Consider the following 21,937-nt stretch of genomic DNA (forward strand, 5'->3'; position numbering starts at 1 on the left):
CACAAATAAGGATTATTTCATTTCCAGAGGGCGTTTCCTTTGCCTGCGGCAAATCAGAATTTAAATTTTTTGGATAATATAAAAGTTTTGCTTAAAAAATGTTAAAAATATATCAAAAATATGTTGTAAATTTTCTAAAATTTTAATATAATAGGAATATAATGATAATTTATTTATCAAAAAAGAGGATAATAAAGGGGATTTGATTGAAAAATTGTTCACAATGTCTAAATGTGAGCTGCTTCAATTATCCATAACCGAAAGGTAGTGAAGTTTCGGCTATGACAAACGAAAGAAGTTTTTTATGAAAGGGGAGGCTTATGTTAGAGAAGGGTTACTATGACAAAGCAGATACGATTATCAAGTCTCATGGGGCTATGGAGGCATCTCTAATTCCGATTATACAGGATATTCAGAGTGAATATCGTTATTTGCCGCCAGAACTGTTATCTTATGTTGCAGATCAGATAGGGATTACAGAGGCAAAGGCGTTTAGTGTAGCTACATTTTATGAGAATTTTTCTTTTGAACCAAAGGGCAAATATGTAATTAAAGTCTGTGATGGAACAGCCTGTCATGTTCGTAAATCCACAACGATTTTGGAGCGAATTTATAGTGAGCTGGGTCTTTCAAAAGATAAGGTAACAACAGAGGATATGTTGTTTACAGTGGAGACGGTATCTTGTCTTGGTGCCTGCGGTCTTGCACCAGTACTGACAGTGAATGACAAGGTATATCCTTCAATGACACCAGATGACGCTGCACAGTTACTTCAAAAACTTCGAGAGGAGGAATAGGGGATGAGGATTCAGAACAGAGAAGAGTTAGATCAGATTCGGGATATGGCAGCTGCAAAAGTTTCTTCTACAAAGTGCCGGATTTTAATCTGTGCCGGAACAGGATGTCTTGCTGGTGGTTCTGGAGAAATTTATGAGAAAATGTGTGAACTCACGAAAGATTGTAAAGATGTTGATGTAGAATTTGGAGCAGAGATTGCACACAGTGAGAAAGATACAAAGGAAAATAGTAATGTAGATATAAATAAAGATATAGATGCAGATGTAGATAAGGGGGAATCTGTATCTGGAATTGAAATTCCTGTTGCTGTAAAACGCAGTGGCTGTCATGGCTTTTGTGAGATGGGACCGCTGATGAGAATTGAGCCGCTTGGAATTCTCTATACAAAGGTAAAGCCAGAAGACTGTGAAGAGATTTTTGAGAGAACAATAAAGCATGGAAATATTATTCATCATCTTTTGTATAAGCAGGATGGTATTGAATATCCGAAGCAGGAAGAAATTCCATTTTATGAGAAACAGACTCGTTTAGTACTTAAAAACTGTGGACATATTGATGCAGAACATATCGAAGAATATATTGCGGTTGGAGGCTATCAATCCTTTGCAAAAGTTTTGTTTGAACAGACTCCAAATGATGTGATTGAGACTATTTTAGAGTCAAATCTTCGTGGACGTGGTGGCGGAGGTTTTCAGACTGGTTATAAATGGAAACAGGTAGCAAGGCAGCAAGAGAAAATTCGTTATATTGTTTGTAATGGTGATGAAGGTGACCCAGGTGCATTTATGGACAGAAGTATCATGGAAGGTGACCCGCATAAGATGATAGAAGGTATGCTTATTGCTGCTTATGCAGTAGGTGCACAGGAAGGGTATATTTATGTTCGTGCAGAATATCCGTTAGCTATCAGCCGTCTTCGTCTTGCCATTTCTCAGGCAGAAGATAGAGGACTTCTTGGAGAACATATTCTCGGAACAGATTTTTCTTTCCATTTACATATTAACAGGGGGGCGGGAGCCTTTGTATGTGGTGAGGGAAGTGCACTTACAGCATCTATTGAAGGAAAACGAGGAATGCCGAGAGTAAAACCGCCAAGAACAGTAGAGCAGGGATTGTTTGCAAAACCAACGGTATTGAATAACGTAGAGACTTTTGCTAATGTTCCGATGATTATAGAAAAAGGAGCAAAATGGTATCGGAGTATCGGACCGGAAAATAGTCCGGGAACGAAAGCGTTTGCTCTTACAGGAAGTGTGAAAAATACAGGACTTATCGAGGTGCCGATGGGAACTTCTTTGCGGGAAGTTATTTATGATATTGGCGGCGGAATCAAAGGAGATGCGAAGTTTAAGGCAGTACAGATTGGAGGACCGTCTGGTGGCTGTCTTATCACACCGCATTTGGATGTCAGCCTTGATTTTGATTCTTTAAAGAAGATGGGAGCAATGATTGGCTCAGGCGGTCTTGTTGTCATGGATGATAAGACCTGTATGGTAGAAGTTGCCCGTTTCTTTATGAACTTTACCCAGAATGAAAGTTGTGGCAAGTGTGTTCCTTGTCGTGAGGGAACGAAACGTATGCTTGAGATTTTAGAGCGGATTGTCGCAGGAAAGGGAACTCGGGAGGATTTAGACCTTCTTGATGAACTGGCATCTACAATTACCGATACCGCACTTTGTGGCCTTGGAAAGAGTGCTGCACTTCCGGTTATGAGTACTCTCCGACTGTTCCGCAAAGAATATGAGGAACATGTTGTAGATAAGAAGTGTGCAGCGAAGAACTGTACGGCACTGCGTCGATTTGTTATTAGTCCAGAACGCTGTAAAGGCTGTTCAAAATGTGCGAGAAACTGCCCAGTTGGTGCTATCAGTGGACAGATTAAGAAGCCATATGTTATTGATGACAGCATTTGTATTAAATGTGGAGCCTGTGAGAGTGCCTGTGCATTCCACGCTATTCATATAGAAGCATAGGAGGGGAAAGCGATGAAATATATGACCATTAATAATCGAAAAGTTGCCTTTGATGATGAAAAAAATGTGCTTTCCGTTATCAGAAAGGCGGGAATTAATCTGCCAACATTCTGTTATCATTCGGAACTTTCCACCTATGGAGCCTGTCGTATGTGTGTAGTAGAAGATGACAGAGGAAAGATATTTGCCTCCTGTTCTGAAGTGCCAAGAGACGGAATGGTTATTTATACCAATACGCCAAAGTTACAGCATCACCGGAAAATGATTTTAGAATTAATGCTTTCGGCTCATTGCAGGGAATGTACAACGTGTAAAAAAAATGGAGACTGCACGTTACAGAATCTCGCCAAGCAGCTTGGTGTCAGCTACATTCGCTTTGAAAATAATAAACCGCAGATTCCGATTGATGAAAGTTCTGACTGTATCGTTATTGATAAAAATAAATGTATTCTCTGCGGAGATTGTGTAAGAACCTGTGAAGAAATTCAGGGACTTGGTATTTTAGACTTTGCTTATCGTGGTTCAAAAATGCAGGTTATGCCGGCCTTTGACAGGAAAATGGCCGAGACTGCCTGTGTTGGCTGTGGACAATGCCGTGTCGTATGCCCGACAGGTGCAATAACTATCAAACATAACATTCATCCAGTCTGGGAAGCACTTGCTGATAAAAATACAAGAGTTATTGTGCAGATTGCTCCGGCAGTACGAGTGGCGGTTGGTGATAAATTTGGTATTCCAAAAGGGGAAAACTCTCTTGGAAAACTGGTAGCAGCTCTTCGACGAATGGGATTTGATGAAATCTATGATACTGATTTTGGAGCAGACCTCACTATTATGGAAGAATCCAAAGAATTTTTAGAGAGAGTGGAATCTGGGGAAAAACTTCCATTATTTACTTCCTGTTGTCCAGCATGGGTAAAATTCTGCGAACAAAAATATCCGGAACTTCGTGCAAATATCTCAACCTGCCGTTCTCCGCAACAAATGTTTGGAGCAGTCTTAAAAGAAGAAGCACGAAACAATAAAAAAGACACAAGGAAAACCGTTGTGGTATCTATCATGCCATGTACCGCCAAAAAGGCAGAAATTCTTCGTCCGGAACACAAAACAGAAGGCGAGCAGGATGTGGATTTCGTACTGACAACAACGGAAGTTATCCGCATGATTAAAGAAGCGGGAATCGACTTGGCACAGATGCCGTGGGAGGCAATGGATATGCCGTTTGGCTTGTCTTCCGGTGCAGGAGTTATCTTTGGCGTATCTGGCGGTGTGACAGAAGCCGTCCTTCGCCGACTTGTGGAAGACAGTGGCATGGAAGCATTAAACGAAATCAAATTTACTGGAATCCGGGGAACTGATGGTATAAAAGAAGCGGTTATTCCATATGGAGACAGACAGATTAAAATCGCCGTAGTCAGCGGTCTGAAAAATGCTGATGAACTGATTCAGAAAATAAAAAGCGGCGAGGTACAATATGATTTTGTAGAAGTCATGGCATGCCGCAGAGGATGTATGGCAGGCGGCGGACAGCCGGTACCAATTGGTGCAAGGACGAAAGCTGCCAGATATGAGGGGCTTTATCGAATTGATGATGCTTCACAGATTAAACGCTCGAATGATAATCCGATTGTGGGGGAACTTTACGAAGGGCTTTTGAAGGGAAAAGAACATAAGCTGCTTCATAACAATTCTGATTTGCCGCAGGCAAAATAGACGCCCTCAGGGAATGAAATAATCCTTATTTGTGACTTTAGTCGCTGCGGTTTGAATACTCGCTTACACACGCTCGTATCCAAACCTTGCTCCGAGGCCACAAATAAGGATTATTTCATTTCCAGAGGGCTGTACTTTGGCTGGAAAAATAAAATCAGAATTTTAATGTTGGAGAGATTTGAGGGAGGCTTCAGACGGTTGTGATCTTATGGGGAGTTGATATTCTGAAGGATTGACACTGGAACCATTTGTGAAAAATGTTTTTAAAATGAATTTGGAATTTTATTTATTCTTTTATAGAGTAATATAGTTTTCGTTCGCATTTTTAATGGAAACACTTTATTTTCAGATACGCTCTAAAGCCATAAATCAGTCCAAATTTCCAGTTCACAAAAAAGTAATAACCTAACCACAAATCATTGTGCTACTATGACAATAGCTTATATGTCAATCCTATAGAATTTAATTTTCTGGATATTTCTATGTCTTTGGCCTTCTTCCCTAAATCCCTCCAAAATAAATTCGGATTTTGCTTAGGCAGCCAAAGACAGCTCCCAAAGAGAGACAATACCCTATATTTGTGGCCTCGGAGCAAAGGTTGGATGCGAGCGGTTAAGCGAACATTCAACCTGCAGCGACTAAAGTCACCAATATAGGGTATTGTCTCTCTTTGGGGGCGTCTTCTTGCCTGCGGCAAATCAGGATTTCCTCAATTGACTGTAGTTGTATTATTTGTTAAAATTATAATATATAATACTATTTTGTGGATTGGAGAGAGAGAGATGGCTAAAAAAATCAGTACAAGGAAAACAACAGCTAAAAGTAGTTCAACAGCAAAAAAGACTTCTGTTAAAAATGCAGAAGCTGAAGTAAAGGCTTCAGTTAAGGAGGCAACAGTTGAGCCGAAGACTGTAGCGAAGGAAGAAGCAGTTAAGCCAAAGGCTGCGGTAAAGAAGACAGCTAAGGCAAAAACTCCAGAGAAGAAAGAAACGGTTGAAGCAAAGCCTGAGGCAAAGAAGGAAGAAGCAGTTAAGCCAAAGGCTGCGGTAAAGAAGACAGCTAAGGCAAAAACTCCAGAGAAGAAAGAAACGGTTGAAGCAAAGCCTGAGGCAAAGAAGGAAGAAGCGGTTAAGCCAAAGCCAGCAGCAAAGAAGAAGACAGCTAAGGCAAAAACTTCAGAGAAAAAAGCGGCAGTTAAAGCAAAGCCTGTGGTTAAGAAAGAGGAAGCAGCAGAGCCGAAGACTGAGGTAAAGGAGAAGACAGTTAAGGCAAAGCCGGCAGCAAAGAAAGCAGAAGTTGAAGTAAAGGAGCCAGTTAAGAAAGTAGAAATCGAGACAAAGGTGCCAGCTAAAAAAGTGGCAGTTAAGGCAGAGGCTCCGTCTAAGAAAGAAGTAGCTGAACCACAGACCACTGTTAAGCAGGATATCCCGATGGAGCAGCCAGATTTGGGTCCGAGAAGAAGTGTTGCGTTTATTGGTTCAGAGTGTTATCCATTTGTTAAGACTGGTGGACTGGGTGATGTAATGTCTGCTCTTCCTAAGGCTTTGGCAAAGTTAAATCTGGATGTTAAGGTAATTTTGCCAAGATATAAATGTATTCCTCAGAAGTATCAGGAAAAGATGGAATACAGGGGCTCTTTCTATATGGATCTTTGTGCTGATGGAAAACAGTATTATGTGGGAATTATGGAATATCAGGAAGATGGTGTTGTCTATGATTTTATAGATAATGATGAGTTTTTCTCCTGGGGAGACCCATATACGAACCTTATAGATGATATTCCAAAGTTCTGTTATTTTGGTAAGGCTGCTCTTGCTGCACTTAATTATTTAGATTGGACTCCAGACATAGTACATTGTCATGACTGGCAGGCAGCGTTAGTGCCGCTTTACTTAAGAACCTGTTTTAGTGATACAAATGTGGGACGTGCAATTGCAGTACTCACAATACATAATTTAAGATTCCAGGGTGTTTATGACAGAAAAACGATTCAGTATTGGTCAGGGCTTCCTGATTATGTATTTAATAAAGACTGTATGATTCAGAACTGGCTGGATGCGAATATGCTAAAGGGTGGTATTACTTATTCTAATAAAGTGACAACGGTAAGTAACACTTACGCCTGGGAGATTCAGACAGAAGAATATGGTGAGGGACTTGAAGAACATTTAAGATATCACAATAATAAGGTTTTAGGAATTGTAAATGGTATTGATACAGATATCTGGAATCCGGCAACAGATAAGCTGTTAGCCTCTAAGTATGATGCAGAATCAGCGATAAAGAATAAAAAGGCAAATAAAAAAGCTCTTCAGGAATCTTTAGGATTAGATGTGGACGACAATAAAATGGTAATTGGTCTTATTTCCCGTCTTACAAATCAAAAAGGACTTGACCTTGTAAATGACGTAATTCCAGGTATCATGGATGGAAATACGCAGGTAGTTGTTCTTGGTACAGGTGATGCCCAGTATGAGGACACCTTCCGTTATTATGAAGATAAATATAAAGGCAGCTTCTGTGCCTATATTGCCTACAATGAAAATGTGGCTCATAATATTTATGCAGGGTGTGATGCGCTTTTAGTTCCATCAAGATTTGAACCATGCGGACTTACACAGCTCATATCCATGAGATACGGTGCCGTTCCAATTGTCAGAGAAACAGGAGGCTTGAAAGATACTGTTCAGCCTTATAATGCATTTGAAAACACAGGCAATGGTTTTACATTTGACAGATATGAAAGTGGACTCCTTTACGATGCAATCAATAGAGCAAAAACACTCTATTTTGAAAACAGAGTGTACTGGGATGACATGGTAGTTCGTGATATGAACAAAGACGTTTCCTGGGAACAGAGTGCAAAACAGTATAAAGATATGTATGTAGAATTAACACCAAGATATTAAGCTCTGATTTGCTGCAGGCATGGGAGACGAACTCAGGGAGATAAATAAAGCATATTTGAGACTTTAGCCGCGGCGGTTTGAATGCTCGCTTTACGCGCTTGCATCCAAACCTCGCTCCGAGGCCACGAATATGCTTTATTTATCTCCCTGAGTTCTGCTCGTTGGCAGTTGCAGTTTAGAAAATCAGCTGGAGAGATTTGGAAAAGAGGACAGGAGATGTAGAAGTTCTGGGAGATGAAAGCTCATGGGATAGATTCTCTCTGGACGTGTCAATTTCCCTTGACAAAATAAAAATTTCTGGCTATAATACTTTAGTGTAGTGCATTGATAAAACTATGCAGAGATTATAAGGGAAAGAAAAAGGAGAATACTATGAAAAAGATAATTGCAATGCTCTTAGTTCTTGTAATGAGCGTGACAGGATTAGTCGGTTGTGGTTCATCAAAAGGTAATGAAGCAGGTTCAACAAGTGCAGGTTCCGATTCTGACTGGGCTTACATTCAGGATAAGGGAAAACTCACTGTTGGTATCACATTATTTGCACCAATGAACTATTACAATGAGAAAAACAAACTTGTTGGTTTTGATACAGAGATGGCCGAGGCAGTTACAAAGAAGCTTGGCATTGATGTAGAGTTTACTGAGATTAACTGGGACTCTAAAGAAGTAGAGTTAAGTTCTAAGAATATTGACTGTATCTGGAATGGTATGTGTATCACAGAAGAGAGAAAGCAGAATATGAGTATTTCTGACCCATATCTTTATAATACACAGGCTATGGTAATGAAAAAATCCAGAGAAAAAGAAATCATGAAGAGTGTAAAAGGTCTCACTGTTACAGCAGAACAGGGTTCTACAGGTGAGGGAAAGATTGATGGTTCTATCGCAGATGATGATACTGTAAAGGTTTCTGCACAGGATTATTTCAAAGATGCGAACTATGTTGCTTCTGATTCTATGGCAAAGGCTCTTATGGAAGTAAAATCCGGTACAGCAGATGTTGCTTTGGTTGATAGTGTTTGTGCACTTGGAATGGTTGGTGAAGGAACAGATTATTCTGATTTAGTAATCAATATGGATAACAACTTTGGTCAGCAGGAATATGGTATTGCATTCCGTAAGGGAAGCGATGTAACAGAAAAAGTAAATGAAGCAATCAAAGAACTTTACGAAGATGGAACAGTAGATACGATTGCAAAGAAATATGGTTTACAGGAGATGTTGATTAAATAGTTATTTCTATGGTATGATAGAGAAACTATATAGGCTTCGTGAGAATACATAGAAAGGAATCCGGGATTTCGGTGTCTTTTAATAAAAAAGAAAGAGACGGAAAGACCGGATTCTTGTTGTGGTTTCGGGCGAAGATATATCAAATATTTTTATAAAGAAAGAAGGAAAAAATTATGATGGCTACCAGCCCAATGGAATCCTTAAGTTCAGGATTCATTATTAACATCGAGCTGTTTTTTATCACATTACTTCTGGCATTGCCGCTTGGATTAGTGATAACATTTTGTTCTATGTCAAAGTTTAAGCCATTAAAATGGCTGAGCAGAACTTTCGTCTGGATTATCAGAGGAACACCACTGATGCTCCAGCTTTTTGTTGTGTTGTATGCACCAGGACTTTTATTTTCCATGCCGATGAATTCTCGTTTTACAGCAGCAGTTATTGCATTTGTTATTAACTATGCAGCATATTTTTCAGAGATTTATCGTGGAGGAATTGAGAGTGTGTCTAAAGGACAGTACGAGGCAGGTCAGGTTCTTGGTATGACAAAGACACAGATTTTCTTTAAGATTATTCTGTTACAGGTTATTAAAAGAATTATTCCACCGCTGAGTAACGAGGTTATTACTCTTACAAAGGATACTTCACTTGCACGAATCATTGGTCTTGCAGAGATTATTATGTGTGCGGAGCGTTTTACAAAGCAGGGGCTTATCTGGCCACTGTTTTCTACCGCAGTATTTTTCCTTGTTTTCAATGGTATCCTTACAATTTTATTTGGATGGATCGAAAAGAAAATGGATTACTTTAGAGTATAAGGAGGAGTTTTGATGTCTATTCTTGAAGTAAAGAATTTAAAAAAGAATTTTGGAAGTCTTGAAGTGTTAAAGGGCATTGATTTTTCTCTGGAAAAGGGAGAAGCCCTCGCAATGATCGGAGCATCAGGAAGTGGAAAGACGACACTTTTGCGCTGCCTGAACTTTTTAGAGCGCCCCACACATGGACAGATTATTGTAAATAATAAAGTGATTTTTGATGCCGATGATAACAAATCTCTGGGAGATGCACAGATAAGAAAGAACCGTTTACATTTTGGAATGGTATTTCAGTCCTTTAATCTTTTCCCACAATATACAGCGTTACGCAACTGTACATTAGCCAGAGAATTAATGGCAAAGGAACGCCCGGATTTTAAAGAGAATAAGAAGAAAATCATGGATGAAATCACAGCAGAGGGAGAAGCACTCCTTGAGAGTGTTGGCTTAAAAGAAAAAATGAATTACTATCCACATCAGCTTTCTGGCGGGCAGCAGCAGAGAGTTGCAATTGCAAGAGCATTAATGCTTCAGCCTGACATTTTATGTTTTGATGAGCCAACTTCTGCACTTGACCCGGAACTTACCGGAGAGGTATTAAAAGTTATCCGCGGACTTGCCGATCGCCATACAACAATGGTTATCGTTACGCACGAGATGAAGTTTGCCCGTGATGTATCTGATAAAGTTCTTTTCTTAGATCAGGGTACGATTGCAGAGTACGGTACTCCAGAGCAGGTATTTGAACATCCGAAGGAAGAAAGAACAAGACAGTTCTTAGAAAGATATTTTGAGGATTAATTTGTAATTGCTCACAGATGGTAAAGTTGTGTAATATGTATCAAAAGAAAATAAGGATAGTTCTTGAATTATAAAATGATACAGTAATAATTGATAAATAGTTAAAATATAAGAAAGAACACTGAAAAATGTAATTTTTTAAGGGGGGGGTAAAAATAGAAGTTCTCCCCTCTTTTTTATAAATTTCGTTGCTTTTTGTCATATTAATGATATACTTAACGTGTGTTGCTATGTCCAGTTATAGCATGGCGTGAGAAGCGGGGTGAGAGAAAATGATAGATGTCAGAGAGAGCACAGATAAACTGAAAATATTGATTGTAGATGATTCTGAGCTGAACCGTGAACTTCTCGCAGGTATGCTGGGGGATGAATATGAGATTTATCAAGTTGAAAAGAACGATATCAAGGTTAACGGTACTCAAATTTTTGGATGAATATGAGATTTATCAAGTTGAAAATGGTAAGAAAGCAATAGATATTTTAGAGGAGAACAGAGAACAGTTTAAACTTGTTTTACTCGACATAAATATGCCGGTTATGGATGGCTATGAAGTACTTTCCATTATGAAGCGAAGAAAGTGGCTTGATAAACTTCCAGTAATTGTTATTTCAGCAGAAATCAGCGGGGAAAGTGTAAAGAAAGCATACGAGCTTGGAGCGAGTGATTATTTTGTACGTCCGTTTAATGTAGCTATCGTACTTAGAAGAGTTAGAAATATGATTACTCTTTATGATAATATTTCAAGTAATTTAAAAGATGCAGTTACTATGCTGTCTACGATTTTCTATCGTATATTAAAGATTGATTTAGAGGCAGATTCTTATGAGATTATAGAGCAGGGGAATAGTGATCCTTTAAGAGAACTGTATCAAAAGGAAAGTATATCCGCATGTCTGAAAGATGTTGCAGAAAAGGGGTATATTCATGAAGAAGACTACAAAGAATATACAGAGTTTTGTTCATTAGAACATTTGAAAAAAATCTTTTTAGATGGAAGTCAATATGCCAGCCTGCAGTATCGGAGAGTTCTTGAGGGGCAGTATCGATGGGTTTCCATGGAAATTGTGCGAAGCACCGAATATCGAGAAGATAATCAGCAGGTTGTAATGTATATTCGTGATATTAATGATGACTACTTGAAACTTTTACAGATAGCAATGTGTCACACATTGGATTCTGTGGGAATTGTGTCAGCTAATATTTCTCAGGGTATTTGTCTTTCCTTTGCTGGCAGGAGAGATGAATTAGAATGTCAGAGTGAGGAAAGTATCGATACATATATACAAAGAGTCAGTGAAATGATTCCAATGCCTGAATCAAGGGAACATTTTTGCCAGGTGTTCTCTCAGCAAAATATGTTGAAGCGGTTTACAGAGGGTACGGCGGCTTTATCTATGGAAGCAGCATTTTTTTATTCGGAAGAACAACAGCCATGTGTTCTTCGTATTAATGTAGATATGGCATGCAATTCTTTTTCAAGAGAGATTGAAGGCGTGTTACATTTTACAGATGTTACAGTAGCGTATCTTATTGAGAATGTGCCGCAGAAGATTTATCAGAAGGATTATGAGAATATTATAATTATTGATGCGAAGAGAGAGAAGATGATAAAGACAGATGTCTTGTCTTCTGTTATATCTGATTATCTGAAGAAAGAAGAGGCATATGAAGGCTACCGTTCTTATAGTTCACACAGAGCCGTTGTAGAAAGTGAACGTGAGAGGTTTAAAAAATGTGTGGAACTTTCCACAATAAAAGAGGGGCTTCGTAAAGACAAGCAATATTTTTTTACAATTCATGAAACAGATAAAACAGGGGAAGTAAGATTAAAAAGATACTCTTATATTTATATTGATGAGAGAGTTGATATAATTGTTGGAGCGAGAGAAGATATTACAGAATTTTCAGAAAAAGACGTTCTGACAGGCGGATATAATCGTCGGGGATTTATTCGAATTACAGAACGTCTTTTGAATGAGGTTCCAGATAGAACTAAATATGCCGTTCTATTTTTTAATGTGAAGAATTTTAAGGCGGTAAATGAATTGTTTGGCGTGGAGAGTGGCGATGTGGTTCTTCAGAATATATTTAGAACGCTGACACATTCAAAGTTATCGCCAGTTATTACTGCAAGAGTAGAGTCAGATCATTTTGTATGTCTGGTAGAGAATAAGAATCTTGATTTTGAAGAACTTACCTCAGTTTGTGATAATAAGTTCGTAAAAGACGGCAAGTGTATGAATTTGATTATTCGCTGTGGTATTTTTTATGTGGAAGAGAAGCCGATGAAGATTTCGGGAATGATTGACAGAGCAAAACTTGCGAAGCGCTATATTACCGATGAGTATGTGCAGCCATACATGGTATATGATCATTCCATGCAGGTTGCATATATAGATAAGGCTAAGCTCGCCGGAGAATTACAGGAAGGCATTGCGAAGGAACAGTTTAAAGTATATTACCAGCCGGTAATTGATACAAAGACAGGAAAGATTGCATCGGCAGAAGCATTAATCCGTTGGATTCATCCGGATAAAGGATTTATTTCTCCAGCTTTGTTTATACCTGCATTAGAGGAGAATGGCCATATTTCAGAACTTGATTTCTATGTTCTTAAAAAGGTATGGCAGTTTATCAATGATCGATGTGAGAATAATAAATTTGTTGTTCCAATCTCCGTAAACTTATCCTGGATGGATTTCTACGATGAAATTATGATGGAAAAGATTCTAAAAGAAATGGATCGCTTCAGGGAAAATGGCAGAGAACATATGGCACGTTTTGAAATTACGGAAACATCCTACGCTGCTATCAGAGAAAATAGAAGCGGTATTCTTGAAAGCCTTAGAATTAAGAATGCAAAGATTCTCCTAGATGACTTTGGAAGTGGCTTTTCATCCTTTGGAATGCTGCAGGACTATGACTTTGATATCTTAAAGATTGATATGAGCTTTATCCGTAAAATTGGCGAGAATCCAAAGACAAAAAGTATCGTCCATAGTATTATCGGAATGGCACATGAGATAGGTATAAAGACAGTTGCAGAAGGAGTAGAAACGGAAGAACAGGTAAGCTTCTTAAGACAGAGCGGCTGTGATTACATTCAGGGATATTACTATTCCAAACCATTACCAGAAGAAGAGTTTGTGGAGTTTCTGGAAAAAGCAGATGCAGAATAGCAGGTCTGAAAAAGTGTACAGTAGGCGAAGGAGACGCCCTCTTTTGATAAATAAAGCATATTTGTGACTTTAGTCGCGGCAGGTTGAATGCTCGCTTACAGCGCTCGCATCCAACCTTTGCTCCGAGGCCACAAATATGCTTTATTTATCAAAAGAGGGCTGTCTTTGGCTATTGTGGTTTTGATCTGACTTTGGTTATTGGCTGAGACTGGGGACTTTTCAGCAATGGGGTCGTCTGTTTTATAGTAGATTATAAATATTCCTCCGCTAGTTCCTGAAATATCGGAAGTGCCTTCTCCACCCTCTCCGTTGGTACACAGTACGCGATACGGAAGTGTCCCGGGCAGCCGAAAATGTCCCCCGGAACGAGCATTAAATCTTTTTCCATTGCTTTCTTACAAAATGCCTGTGAATCCGGTTCTAAAGAACGTGGGAACATATAGAAAGTTCCGCCTGGCTCTACACAATGATAGCCATACTCTTTGAGCGCTTCAAAGAGTATTTTTTTATTTGTTTCATAAACGCTTAAATCCGAAGTATAATTGCAGACATCCGCTACGGTTCTCTGCATGAGGGAAGCGGCACCGTTTTGTCCGATGGTACGGGAAATCTGTGGACAGATTTCGATGATCTTGTTAGCTTCTATGCAATCTGGATGCACGGCGAGATAGCCGATACGTTCCCCCGGAAGGGAGATAGATTTACTAAAGGAATAGCAGGTGAGGGTATTTTTGTAGTAGTTTGCCACATAAGGGGCATCCACTCCCTCAAAAATAATGTCTCGGTATGGCTCATCGGAGATAAGATAGATTGGATGACCAAATTCTTTTGATTTTTCTGTTAAAATGTCTGCTAATTTTTTGATGGTTTCTGTGGAATAAACAATTCCTGATGGGTTGTTTGGGGAATTGATTAAGACAGCAGTAGTATTTTCATTTAATTGTGCTTCAAATGCTGCGAAGTTAATCTGGAAGGTGTCGATATCCGCCGGGATAATGGTGAGTTTTAAGCCTGCTCCAGCAGTATATGGTTTATATTCAGAAAAACAAGGAGCAAATGTGATGATTTCATCTCCAGGGTTTGTTACTGCACGAAAAGCATGAGCTAACGCTCCGGCAGCACCGATTGCCATAAAAATATTAGAAGCTTTGTAAGAAGAACCGTATTTTTTATTTAAGAAAACGGCGATTTTCTCGCGGGTTTCCATGATTCCAAAGCTAGGGCTGTATCCGTGAAGTGCTAAAGGGTCTAAGGTGTTCACTTTTTGGACAATAGTTTCATTTACAATAGAAGGTGCAGGTACGGAAGGGTTTCCAAGACTGAAATCATAAATGTTCTCTGCTCCGACAACTTTTGCTCGTTCGGTGGCATATTGGAATATTTCAAAAATAACGTCTTTTTCCTGTAACATGGATGTATATTGTTTGTTTAGCATAGGTAGAAACACTCCTTTTTATTTTATGTATTCTTAAAATCCCTATCTATCTGACTTGGTGGCAATTTATCACACAAAATCAGGTATAAAAGTTTTTAGATGTACATAACTGTGTATGAATAGATTAATAGTCTCTATGAGTGTATCATACAAGGTGAGAAAGAACAAGAATGCCAATCGCATATTGACGGCTAAGTATTACTTTACTATAATAAAACGGACAGAAAGGAGCACGTTATGGAGAATTATTCAGTGCAGGTTCCACCGTATACGGTAGGACCGGAAGCATATAGACAGATTGAAAAACAGTGCCATATTTATGGGAAAAAGGCAGTTGTTGTTGGCGGTAAAAAAGCGATGGCAGCCGCAAAGGATAAACTGCTTGCCGCGGTGAAAGATACAGGGATAGAGATTCTTGATTTTGTATGGTTCGGAGGCGAATGTACCTTTAACAATGCGAAAAAGTTAGAACAGTTAGAGGCAGTACGGCAGGCAGATATGATATTTGCTGTTGGTGGAGGAAAGGCAATTGATACTTGTAAGCTTGTAAGTATTGATTTTGAAAAGCCATATTTTTCATTTCCTACGATAGCATCGAACTGTGCACCGACTTCCGCTGTTTCTATTGTATATAATGAAGACGGGACATTTTGCAAGTTTGTGCATTTCTTAGAGCCGGCAAAGCATGTATTTATCAATACAGAAATTATTGCCAATGCACCAAAAGAGTATCTTTGGGCAGGAATTGGAGATACTTATGCCAAGTATTATGAAGTCAGTATTTCTGCAAGAGGCGAGAAGTTAGAACATTTTAAAGCGATGGGTGTCCAGCTTAGCCGTATGTGTATGGAAGCGATGGTTGAGCATGGGGCACAGGCGTTAAAAGATAATGAACAGGGAGTGGCATCTTATGCGTTAGAGCAGGTTGCTCTTGATATTATCATTACTGCAGGCTGGGTTTCCTTGCTTGTGGCAAGAGAACATACGATGGATTATAACGGTGGAGTTGCACACGCTTTCTTCTACGGCCTTTGTAATTTGCCAGGATTCGATGAAGACCATTTGCATGGCGTTGTTGTCGGTTTTGGTGTATTGCTATTACTTACGATTGATGGAAAAGAGGAAGAATGCCAGAAGCTTATCGCATTTAATAAGACAGTGGGCCTTCCAGCAAAGCTTTCTGAAGTGGGTGTGACAGTAGAAGAAGTAGCAAAATGTGCGCCATTTATGGTGAAAGATGAAGATTTAGAGCATTATCCATATGTTGTAACAGAAGAAATGATTGTAGAAGCAGCAAAGAAACTGGATTACTAAAATAAGTTAGTGGAACGGTAATCTTAAGAGGATAATGAAAAGAAGCATATTTTATTATTTTTGTTAAAAAGATGCTATATTATACTGGAATGTATTTTTAGGAGGATATTATAATGAAGTTCGAAAAAATTGATGTAACAAAAGCAAATGTAAATCCTTTTCAGAGAATTGGTCAGGACTGGATGCTCATTTCTGCAAAGAAAGAAGGCAAAGTAAATACAATGACAGCTTCCTGGGGAATGATGGGCGTTTTCTGGGGAAAAAATGTAGTGACAGTTGGTATTCGTCCACAGCGTTTTACAAAGGAATTTGTGGATGCAGGAGATACCTTTACACTGACATTTTTTGATGGTGAGCGCAAACAGGAGATGGGTTATCTTGGAAAGGTATCTGGAAGAGATGAAGATAAGATCAGCAAGGTAAATTTTCATGTAGTAGAGACAGAAGAGGGAGAGCCTACTTTTGAGGAAGGAACCATGGTATTTGTCTGCAAGAAGCTTATGGAAACACAGTTAAATCCAGAAGAATTCATTGATCCAGAAGTAGATGGAAGATGGTATCCGGAAAAGGATTATCATCATATGTATACAGCAGAAGTGGTTGCTGCATACCGTATTGAGAAATAAGTAAATTGGAGGTGTAGTCTATGTATTATGGCGGATATTACGGGATGTACTGGGACCCGACATATATTTTAGTTATAATCGGTATGGTGATTTGCCTGCTTGCGTCAGCAAGAGTAAAGTCCACTTATGCAAAGTTTAACAGAGTGAGGAGTCATTCGGGAATTACTGCGGCAGAAGCGGCAGAGAAAATCCTTCATGGAGCAGGAATTTATGATGTGGAGATTCGACATATTTCCGGTGATTTAACGGATAATTATGACCCGTCAAACAGGGTGCTGAATTTATCTGATGCAACATTTCGTTCCAGTTCTGTAGCCGCAATTGGTGTAGCGGCACATGAATGCGGACATGCGATTCAGGATGCAGAAAGTTATGCACCACTTAAAATCCGTGGTGCGATTGTGCCAGTTGTAAACTTTGGTGCGACAATCTCCTGGCCGCTTATTTTAATCGGAATCGTGCTTGGAGGAAGCCGTACATTGATTATGCTTGGTGTGCTGTTATTTTCTCTTACAGTAATATTCCAGCTTGTCACATTACCAGTAGAGTTTAATGCTTCTTCAAGAGCATTAAAGATTCTTGGTAATTCGCATATTCTTTATGATGATGAGATTTCCGGAGCAAGAAAGGTTCTTACGGCAGCGGCACTTACTTATGTTGCAGCAGCGGCTTCTTCTATTTTACAGCTTCTGCGTCTCCTTTTATTGTTTGGCGACCGCAGGGATGATTAAGAGGTATGACAGGAATTAAAATAGTCTGTGTCGGCAGAGTAAAAGAAGATTTCTTTAGAGATGGTATTGCTGCTTATGTAAAAGAAATCCGAAAAAAATATTCGATGGATATCATGGAGTGTCCCGATGAACCGACGCCTGATCAGTGTCCTGCTTCTGTGGAAAGGCAGATTCGGGAGATGGAAGGCGAGCGTATTTTAAGCAAGATAAAAGACGATGATTACGTTATTGCACTTTGTATTGACGGAAAGCACTACAGTACGTCAGCGTGGAAAAAACGGATGGAGAGAGTATTTTCTACTGTATCTTCAGATGTTGTTTTTGTAATTGGCGGTTCATTAGGCCTTGCAGATAAAGTAGTACGACGGGCAAATGAAAAGCTGAGTTTTTCAGCATTGACCTTTCCTCATCAGATGATGCGTCTTATTTTATGCGAGCAGATTGCCCGAATTGTGTAAACACGTTCCCACAAATTGCAGCAAACATCTTGCAGAAAGTATTTTTTAAACACTTTCTCGAAAAATCTGACACAAAGTAAAAAAAAGAAAATAAAGAAAGCCACTTATTACTAAAATATAAAAAGAAGAAAGTGGCAGTGCGGCGGAGGCAATTCCCCAGAATTTTTTGGAGAGAATGCCTCCGCCGATTGCTGTTAGAACGGGGAAAAGCAAAGTCTTTTCTGCAGAAAAATAAAAAGGTACAATCTGATAAATGCAGAATAAGTTCAAAAGAAGCTGAAGACTATAGCCTGCAAGAAGTCCGATGAGATAACCGGGGATTCCTTTAGATGGAATAAGAAGCAGGATAAAGAAAATTCGGATGCCTACCCCTAAAAGGTTATGGTAAAGAGTCTGCTTCGTCTTTCCAAATCCATTTAAAATACTCGAAGTTGTCTGTGCGGCATACATAAATGGACATAGAACGGAAAATAAATAGACATACTGTCCAGCTTCTTTACTGTGGAAAATAGTCTCCCCAAGTACCGTTCCGTAAATAAGAAAGGCAAAGGTGCTGAAAATGCCGATAAGAAGGCAAAAATGAAGGCTGGCAGAGATTGTGTTTTCCATCTGCCGGTGTTGTTTTTGGTCGTAGGCCGAAGAAATTGCAGGCATGAGCATCACAGAGAGGGAATTTACAATGGTAGCAGGAAAGAAAAGAAATGGCAATGCCATACCGGTTAACGTGCCATAGGTTTCTAACGCCTGCGAGTGACTGTGAAAAAATATTTCAAGCATAAAAGGAATGAGCATGGTTTCTAAACTACTGATAATCGTGAGGCAGAAATGATTCACGGAAATAGGAATACTAAAAGAAAAAAAGTGCTCTAAAAGTTCCCTTGTGGAAAGGGTGAAAGAATCTGCCTGCCGGGAGAATGTTCTTTTATCAGCATATTTTTTGTTATAATTTTTTGAAATTTTATCAGAATTATTTTTATTTAAAATCCTTTTATTTTGATTTTTTTTATTTGAAATTTTCTTGTTTTGCTTATTTTTATTTGAATTGTTTTTCTGCAAATTTTTTTGGAAAAAGATACTATTTTCGAAAAACAGTCTACGAAAGTAGGCAAGGATAGTGTATATCGTGGAAACTGCTTCACCAAGAACCATTCCCCAGGCAGCAATTCTTGCATCAGCGCCCATAATAAAAACAGAGATTGACAGAAGATAAATCCCACCCACACGGGTAATTTGTTCTACAATCTGGCTGACTGCTGGAACACTGGAATGATTTAAGCCAATATAGTAACCATGAAGACAGGCTTTTATGGAAACAAAAGGCAGAGAAAGAGCTGCAATTTTCAGGGAAGGAGCGGCGGAGGCTTCTTTTAAAATGAATGTGCTTAAATAATCAGCACCTTCAAAAAGGGCAAACATCAGTAGAATAGAGAGGCAAAAAGAAAGAAGGCAGCCAAGTCGGACGAGATGGTGTGCGTTCTTTTTTTGTCCCTTTGCAAAAAAACGCGAGGTGAGATTAGAAATGCCAGTCTCAAATCCATGGCAGCACAAAGAAAAGCAGAGCATGTAGATTGGAAAAATAAGCTGATAAATTCCTAATTCTTTTGCACCAATTAAGTTCGAGAGGAATATTCTGTTATAGAATCCGAGTATTCTTGCCAGAAAACCAGAGAGAGTTAAGATTAATGTTCCAGTAAAAATCATTTTTTTGTATGACATAGTGACACCGCAGGCAAAGGGTTATTTGATTGTATGCGAAAATGAAGGCAACTATTCAGAAGTTGCTCATAAAAAATAGCTATCAATAAATCATGGAAAAGAGGAAAGTCTATGAAGCAGGTTTATCTCGACAATGCAGCTACGACACCGGTACGCCTGGAAGTAGAAGTGGCAATGCGACCATATTTTTGTGAAAAATATGGGAATCCTTCTGGAGTCTATCAAATGTCCTCAGAGAATCGCGGCATGATAGAAAATGTCCGTGAACAGATTGCCAAAACTTTGAATGCGTCAGCAGAAGAAATTTATTTTACATCAGGCGGAACAGAGTCTGACAACTGGGCGATAAAAGCAGCAGCACAAATGTTAAAAGAAAAAGGACGGCATATCATCACAAGTAAAATCGAGCATCATGCCATACTAAATAGCTGTGCCTATCTGGAAAAACAGGGATTTGAAGTGACTTATCTTGATGTAGACGAATGGGGAAGTATCCGACTCGATGTTCTTGAAAAAGCAATACGAAAGGACACCATACTTATTTCGGTTATGTACGCTAATAATGAAGTGGGAACGATACAAAAGATTGCACAAATTGGAAAAATCGCCGAAAAGAACGATATTTTATTTCATACAGATGCCGTACAGGCATATGGACAGCTTCTGATAGATGTAAAAAAAGAAAATATCGACCTGTTAAGTGCCAGTGCTCATAAATTTAATGGCCCTAAAGGTGTGGGATTCCTTTATATCCGTAAAAAAATCCCTCTTCCTGAATACATCCACGGTGGCAAACAAGAAAGAAATCATCGGGCAGGCACAGAAAATGTTCCGGGAATCGCTGGAATGGGAAAAGCAGCAGAAATTGCATTTACCACAAGGGAGTACCGGGAGAAAGAAATACAGCAATTAAGAGATTATTTAATACGGAGATTACAGAGAGGGATACCATACTGCCGCTTAAATGGAAGTCTTACAAACAGACTGCCAGGTAACTGTAACATCAGTTTCCAATTCATCGAAGGCAACGAACTATTACTTTTATTAGACGAAAAAAATATCTGCGCCTCCGCCGCATCTGCCTGTAGTACAGGAGACACTTCTCCATCTCACGTTCTCACTGCAATGGGAATTCCTGAGAAGCTCGCACGCGGCACTTTGCGCCTTACAATCGGTTATCAAAACACGCAGGAAGAAATAGATTACACCGTACAATGCATCAAAGAAGCAGTAGAAAAACTGCGGGAAAATGCCGAAGATTATCGAAGATACAAAGAAACTTTCCCTTGCAATATAATGTAAAATATAGTATTATAAACAACGGAAGTTTTTAAGAAAACTTCCTGTGGACCAGTAGCTCAGTTGGATAGAGCAACGGTTTCCGGAACCGTGTGTCGGGGGTTCGAGTCCCTTCTGGTTCGCTTTTTTATGCTTTTACCGGACGAAAACACCATATACTCTTATCTGTGATGTTGGTCGCGGTGTGTTGAGTGTTTGTGGAAACACTCACATCCAACACTTGCTCCGAGGTCACAGATAGGAGTATATGGTGTTTTCGTTTTCTGACTGTGATAAAAAAGTGAAAGGTGTGTAATTTGAGATGAATGCATAATAGAACCTACACAAAAATAGAAATACAGGAAAATCATGAAATACGAAATATATATACAAGAACGCAAAAAATCACAGAAATTCTGCAAAAAAGCTATCGCAGAATACGAAAAACGCCTCAGCCGTTACTGCAAAATAAGCTGTAAATTTGTAAAAAAAGAAAAAGAGTGGAACTCTCTGCTTACGAAAGATACCGGCATGAAAAAACTACTCGTACAGCCCGGCAAAGCAGAACTTACCTCAGAAAAACTCAGCGACCAGCTAAAAAAATGGGAAGGTTCAGGTATGAAAGGAGTTATGTTCTTTGTACCAGAATGGAATGAGGAAGCAACGGATAAATTTGCAGAACTGGGTACTGGTTCTATAGAACCCCTGGTCCTCTCAGACTTCACGATGTCCTCTAATATGACCGGAATGGTTCTCTACGAACAAATCTACCGGGGATATCGAATACTCCATAATCATCCTTATCATAAGTGAAAAATAATGATATAAAATCTATTCAATGACAAAAAAGATAATCAATCATTATCAAACAGTAAAAAAATGTATTATGATGTATTTTGTGAATTTGTGTTTTTTACAACGAAATCAAAATCCATCATATAATACATTTTTTAGCTA

17 protein-coding genes and 1 tRNA gene are annotated in these 21,937 nt (G+C 39.1%); 16 read left to right on the forward strand and 2 right to left on the reverse strand.

The genetic code is table 11. From position 1 onward, the window contains the following. Positions 1-320 precede the first annotated feature (320 nt). From EUBHAL_RS03720 to EUBHAL_RS16125, 9 genes are all read left to right on the forward strand, one after another. On the forward strand, positions 321-797 hold the full coding sequence (locus EUBHAL_RS03720) for a complex I 24 kDa subunit family protein (RefSeq protein WP_005345010.1): 477 nt from the start codon (positions 321-323) through the stop codon (positions 795-797). Positions 798-800: 3 nt separating this feature from the next. After that, the gene (gene nuoF / locus EUBHAL_RS03725; protein ID WP_005345012.1) at positions 801-2,771 is read left to right on the forward strand and encodes an NADH-quinone oxidoreductase subunit NuoF; all 1,971 of its coding nucleotides are present in this window, start codon (positions 801-803) and stop codon (positions 2,769-2,771) included. 12 nt (positions 2,772-2,783) lie between these two features. Further along, a complete protein-coding gene (locus EUBHAL_RS03730; protein WP_005345015.1) occupies positions 2,784-4,484 on the forward strand; it encodes a [FeFe] hydrogenase, group A in 1,701 nt (566 codons plus the stop codon). A 782-nt stretch (positions 4,485-5,266) separates the two neighbouring features. After that, positions 5,267-7,393 (forward strand): glycogen synthase, encoded by a 2,127-nt coding sequence (locus EUBHAL_RS03735; protein ID WP_135960889.1) that lies wholly within the window; start codon positions 5,267-5,269, stop codon positions 7,391-7,393. Positions 7,394-7,765: 372 nt separating this feature from the next. Beyond that, a complete protein-coding gene (locus EUBHAL_RS03740; RefSeq protein ID WP_022170102.1) occupies positions 7,766-8,626 on the forward strand; it encodes a transporter substrate-binding domain-containing protein in 861 nt (286 codons plus the stop codon). 176 nt (positions 8,627-8,802) lie between these two features. Continuing rightward, positions 8,803-9,444 carry an amino acid ABC transporter permease gene (locus tag EUBHAL_RS03745; protein WP_081452254.1) on the forward strand — a complete coding sequence of 214 codons (642 nt, stop codon included), beginning with the start codon at positions 8,803-8,805 and terminating at the stop codon, positions 9,442-9,444. 12 nt (positions 9,445-9,456) lie between these two features. Further along, positions 9,457-10,242 (forward strand): amino acid ABC transporter ATP-binding protein, encoded by a 786-nt coding sequence (locus EUBHAL_RS03750; RefSeq protein WP_005345025.1) that lies wholly within the window; start codon positions 9,457-9,459, stop codon positions 10,240-10,242. 272 nt (positions 10,243-10,514) lie between these two features. Further along, positions 10,515-10,676 carry a hybrid sensor histidine kinase/response regulator gene (locus EUBHAL_RS17170; RefSeq protein WP_005345027.1) on the forward strand — a complete coding sequence of 54 codons (162 nt, stop codon included), beginning with the start codon at positions 10,515-10,517 and terminating at the stop codon, positions 10,674-10,676. Then, a complete protein-coding gene (locus EUBHAL_RS16125; protein WP_005345029.1) occupies positions 10,669-13,422 on the forward strand; it encodes a two-component system response regulator in 2,754 nt (917 codons plus the stop codon). Before EUBHAL_RS17170 ends, EUBHAL_RS16125 begins: the two co-directional genes overlap by 8 nt. Before the next feature lie 250 nt (positions 13,423-13,672). On the opposite strand, the gene EUBHAL_RS03760 is transcribed toward EUBHAL_RS16125, so the two are convergent. Beyond that, positions 13,673-14,857: a pyridoxal phosphate-dependent aminotransferase gene (locus tag EUBHAL_RS03760; RefSeq protein WP_005345039.1), complete on the reverse strand. Its 1,185-nt coding sequence runs from the start codon at positions 14,855-14,857 to the stop codon at positions 13,673-13,675. A 237-nt stretch (positions 14,858-15,094) separates the two neighbouring features. On the opposite strand from EUBHAL_RS03760, the gene EUBHAL_RS03765 reads away from it, so the two are divergent. The 4 genes from EUBHAL_RS03765 to rlmH all read left to right on the forward strand — a co-directional run bounded on the left by EUBHAL_RS03765 (position 15,095) and on the right by rlmH (position 17,986). Then, a complete protein-coding gene (locus EUBHAL_RS03765) occupies positions 15,095-16,171 on the forward strand; it encodes an iron-containing alcohol dehydrogenase family protein (RefSeq protein ID WP_005345040.1) in 1,077 nt (358 codons plus the stop codon). A 113-nt stretch (positions 16,172-16,284) separates the two neighbouring features. Next, positions 16,285-16,797 carry a flavin reductase family protein gene (locus EUBHAL_RS03770; RefSeq protein ID WP_005345041.1) on the forward strand — a complete coding sequence of 171 codons (513 nt, stop codon included), beginning with the start codon at positions 16,285-16,287 and terminating at the stop codon, positions 16,795-16,797. A 20-nt stretch (positions 16,798-16,817) separates the two neighbouring features. Beyond that, a complete protein-coding gene (locus tag EUBHAL_RS03775) occupies positions 16,818-17,528 on the forward strand; it encodes a zinc metallopeptidase (protein ID WP_005345042.1) in 711 nt (236 codons plus the stop codon). A gap of 5 nt (positions 17,529-17,533) precedes the next feature. Then, positions 17,534-17,986, forward strand: coding sequence for a 23S rRNA (pseudouridine(1915)-N(3))-methyltransferase RlmH (gene rlmH, locus EUBHAL_RS03780; RefSeq protein WP_005345043.1), 453 nt, complete (start codon positions 17,534-17,536; stop codon positions 17,984-17,986). Positions 17,987-18,031: 45 nt separating this feature from the next. Here rlmH and EUBHAL_RS03785 read toward each other — a convergent pair whose 3' ends face one another. Beyond that, the gene (locus tag EUBHAL_RS03785) at positions 18,032-19,702 is read right to left on the reverse strand and encodes a putative polysaccharide biosynthesis protein (RefSeq protein WP_005345049.1); all 1,671 of its coding nucleotides are present in this window, start codon (positions 19,700-19,702) and stop codon (positions 18,032-18,034) included. A gap of 111 nt (positions 19,703-19,813) precedes the next feature. Here EUBHAL_RS03785 and EUBHAL_RS03790 point away from each other — a divergent pair, with 111 nt between their 5' ends. From EUBHAL_RS03790 to EUBHAL_RS03800, 3 genes are all read left to right on the forward strand, one after another. Continuing rightward, positions 19,814-21,004 (forward strand): cysteine desulfurase family protein, encoded by a 1,191-nt coding sequence (locus tag EUBHAL_RS03790; RefSeq protein ID WP_005345051.1) that lies wholly within the window; start codon positions 19,814-19,816, stop codon positions 21,002-21,004. 45 nt (positions 21,005-21,049) lie between these two features. Further along, a tRNA-Arg gene (locus tag EUBHAL_RS03795) sits at positions 21,050-21,123 on the forward strand. 226 nt (positions 21,124-21,349) lie between these two features. Continuing rightward, positions 21,350-21,793, forward strand: a complete 444-nt coding sequence (locus tag EUBHAL_RS03800) for a 23S rRNA (pseudouridine(1915)-N(3))-methyltransferase RlmH (protein ID WP_005345052.1) — start codon at positions 21,350-21,352, stop codon at positions 21,791-21,793. Positions 21,794-21,937: the final 144 nt, after the last annotated feature.

The organism is Anaerobutyricum hallii DSM 3353 (assembly GCF_000173975.1).
In the GTDB taxonomy this organism is placed as follows: Bacteria; Bacillota; Clostridia; order Lachnospirales; family Lachnospiraceae; genus Anaerobutyricum; species Anaerobutyricum hallii.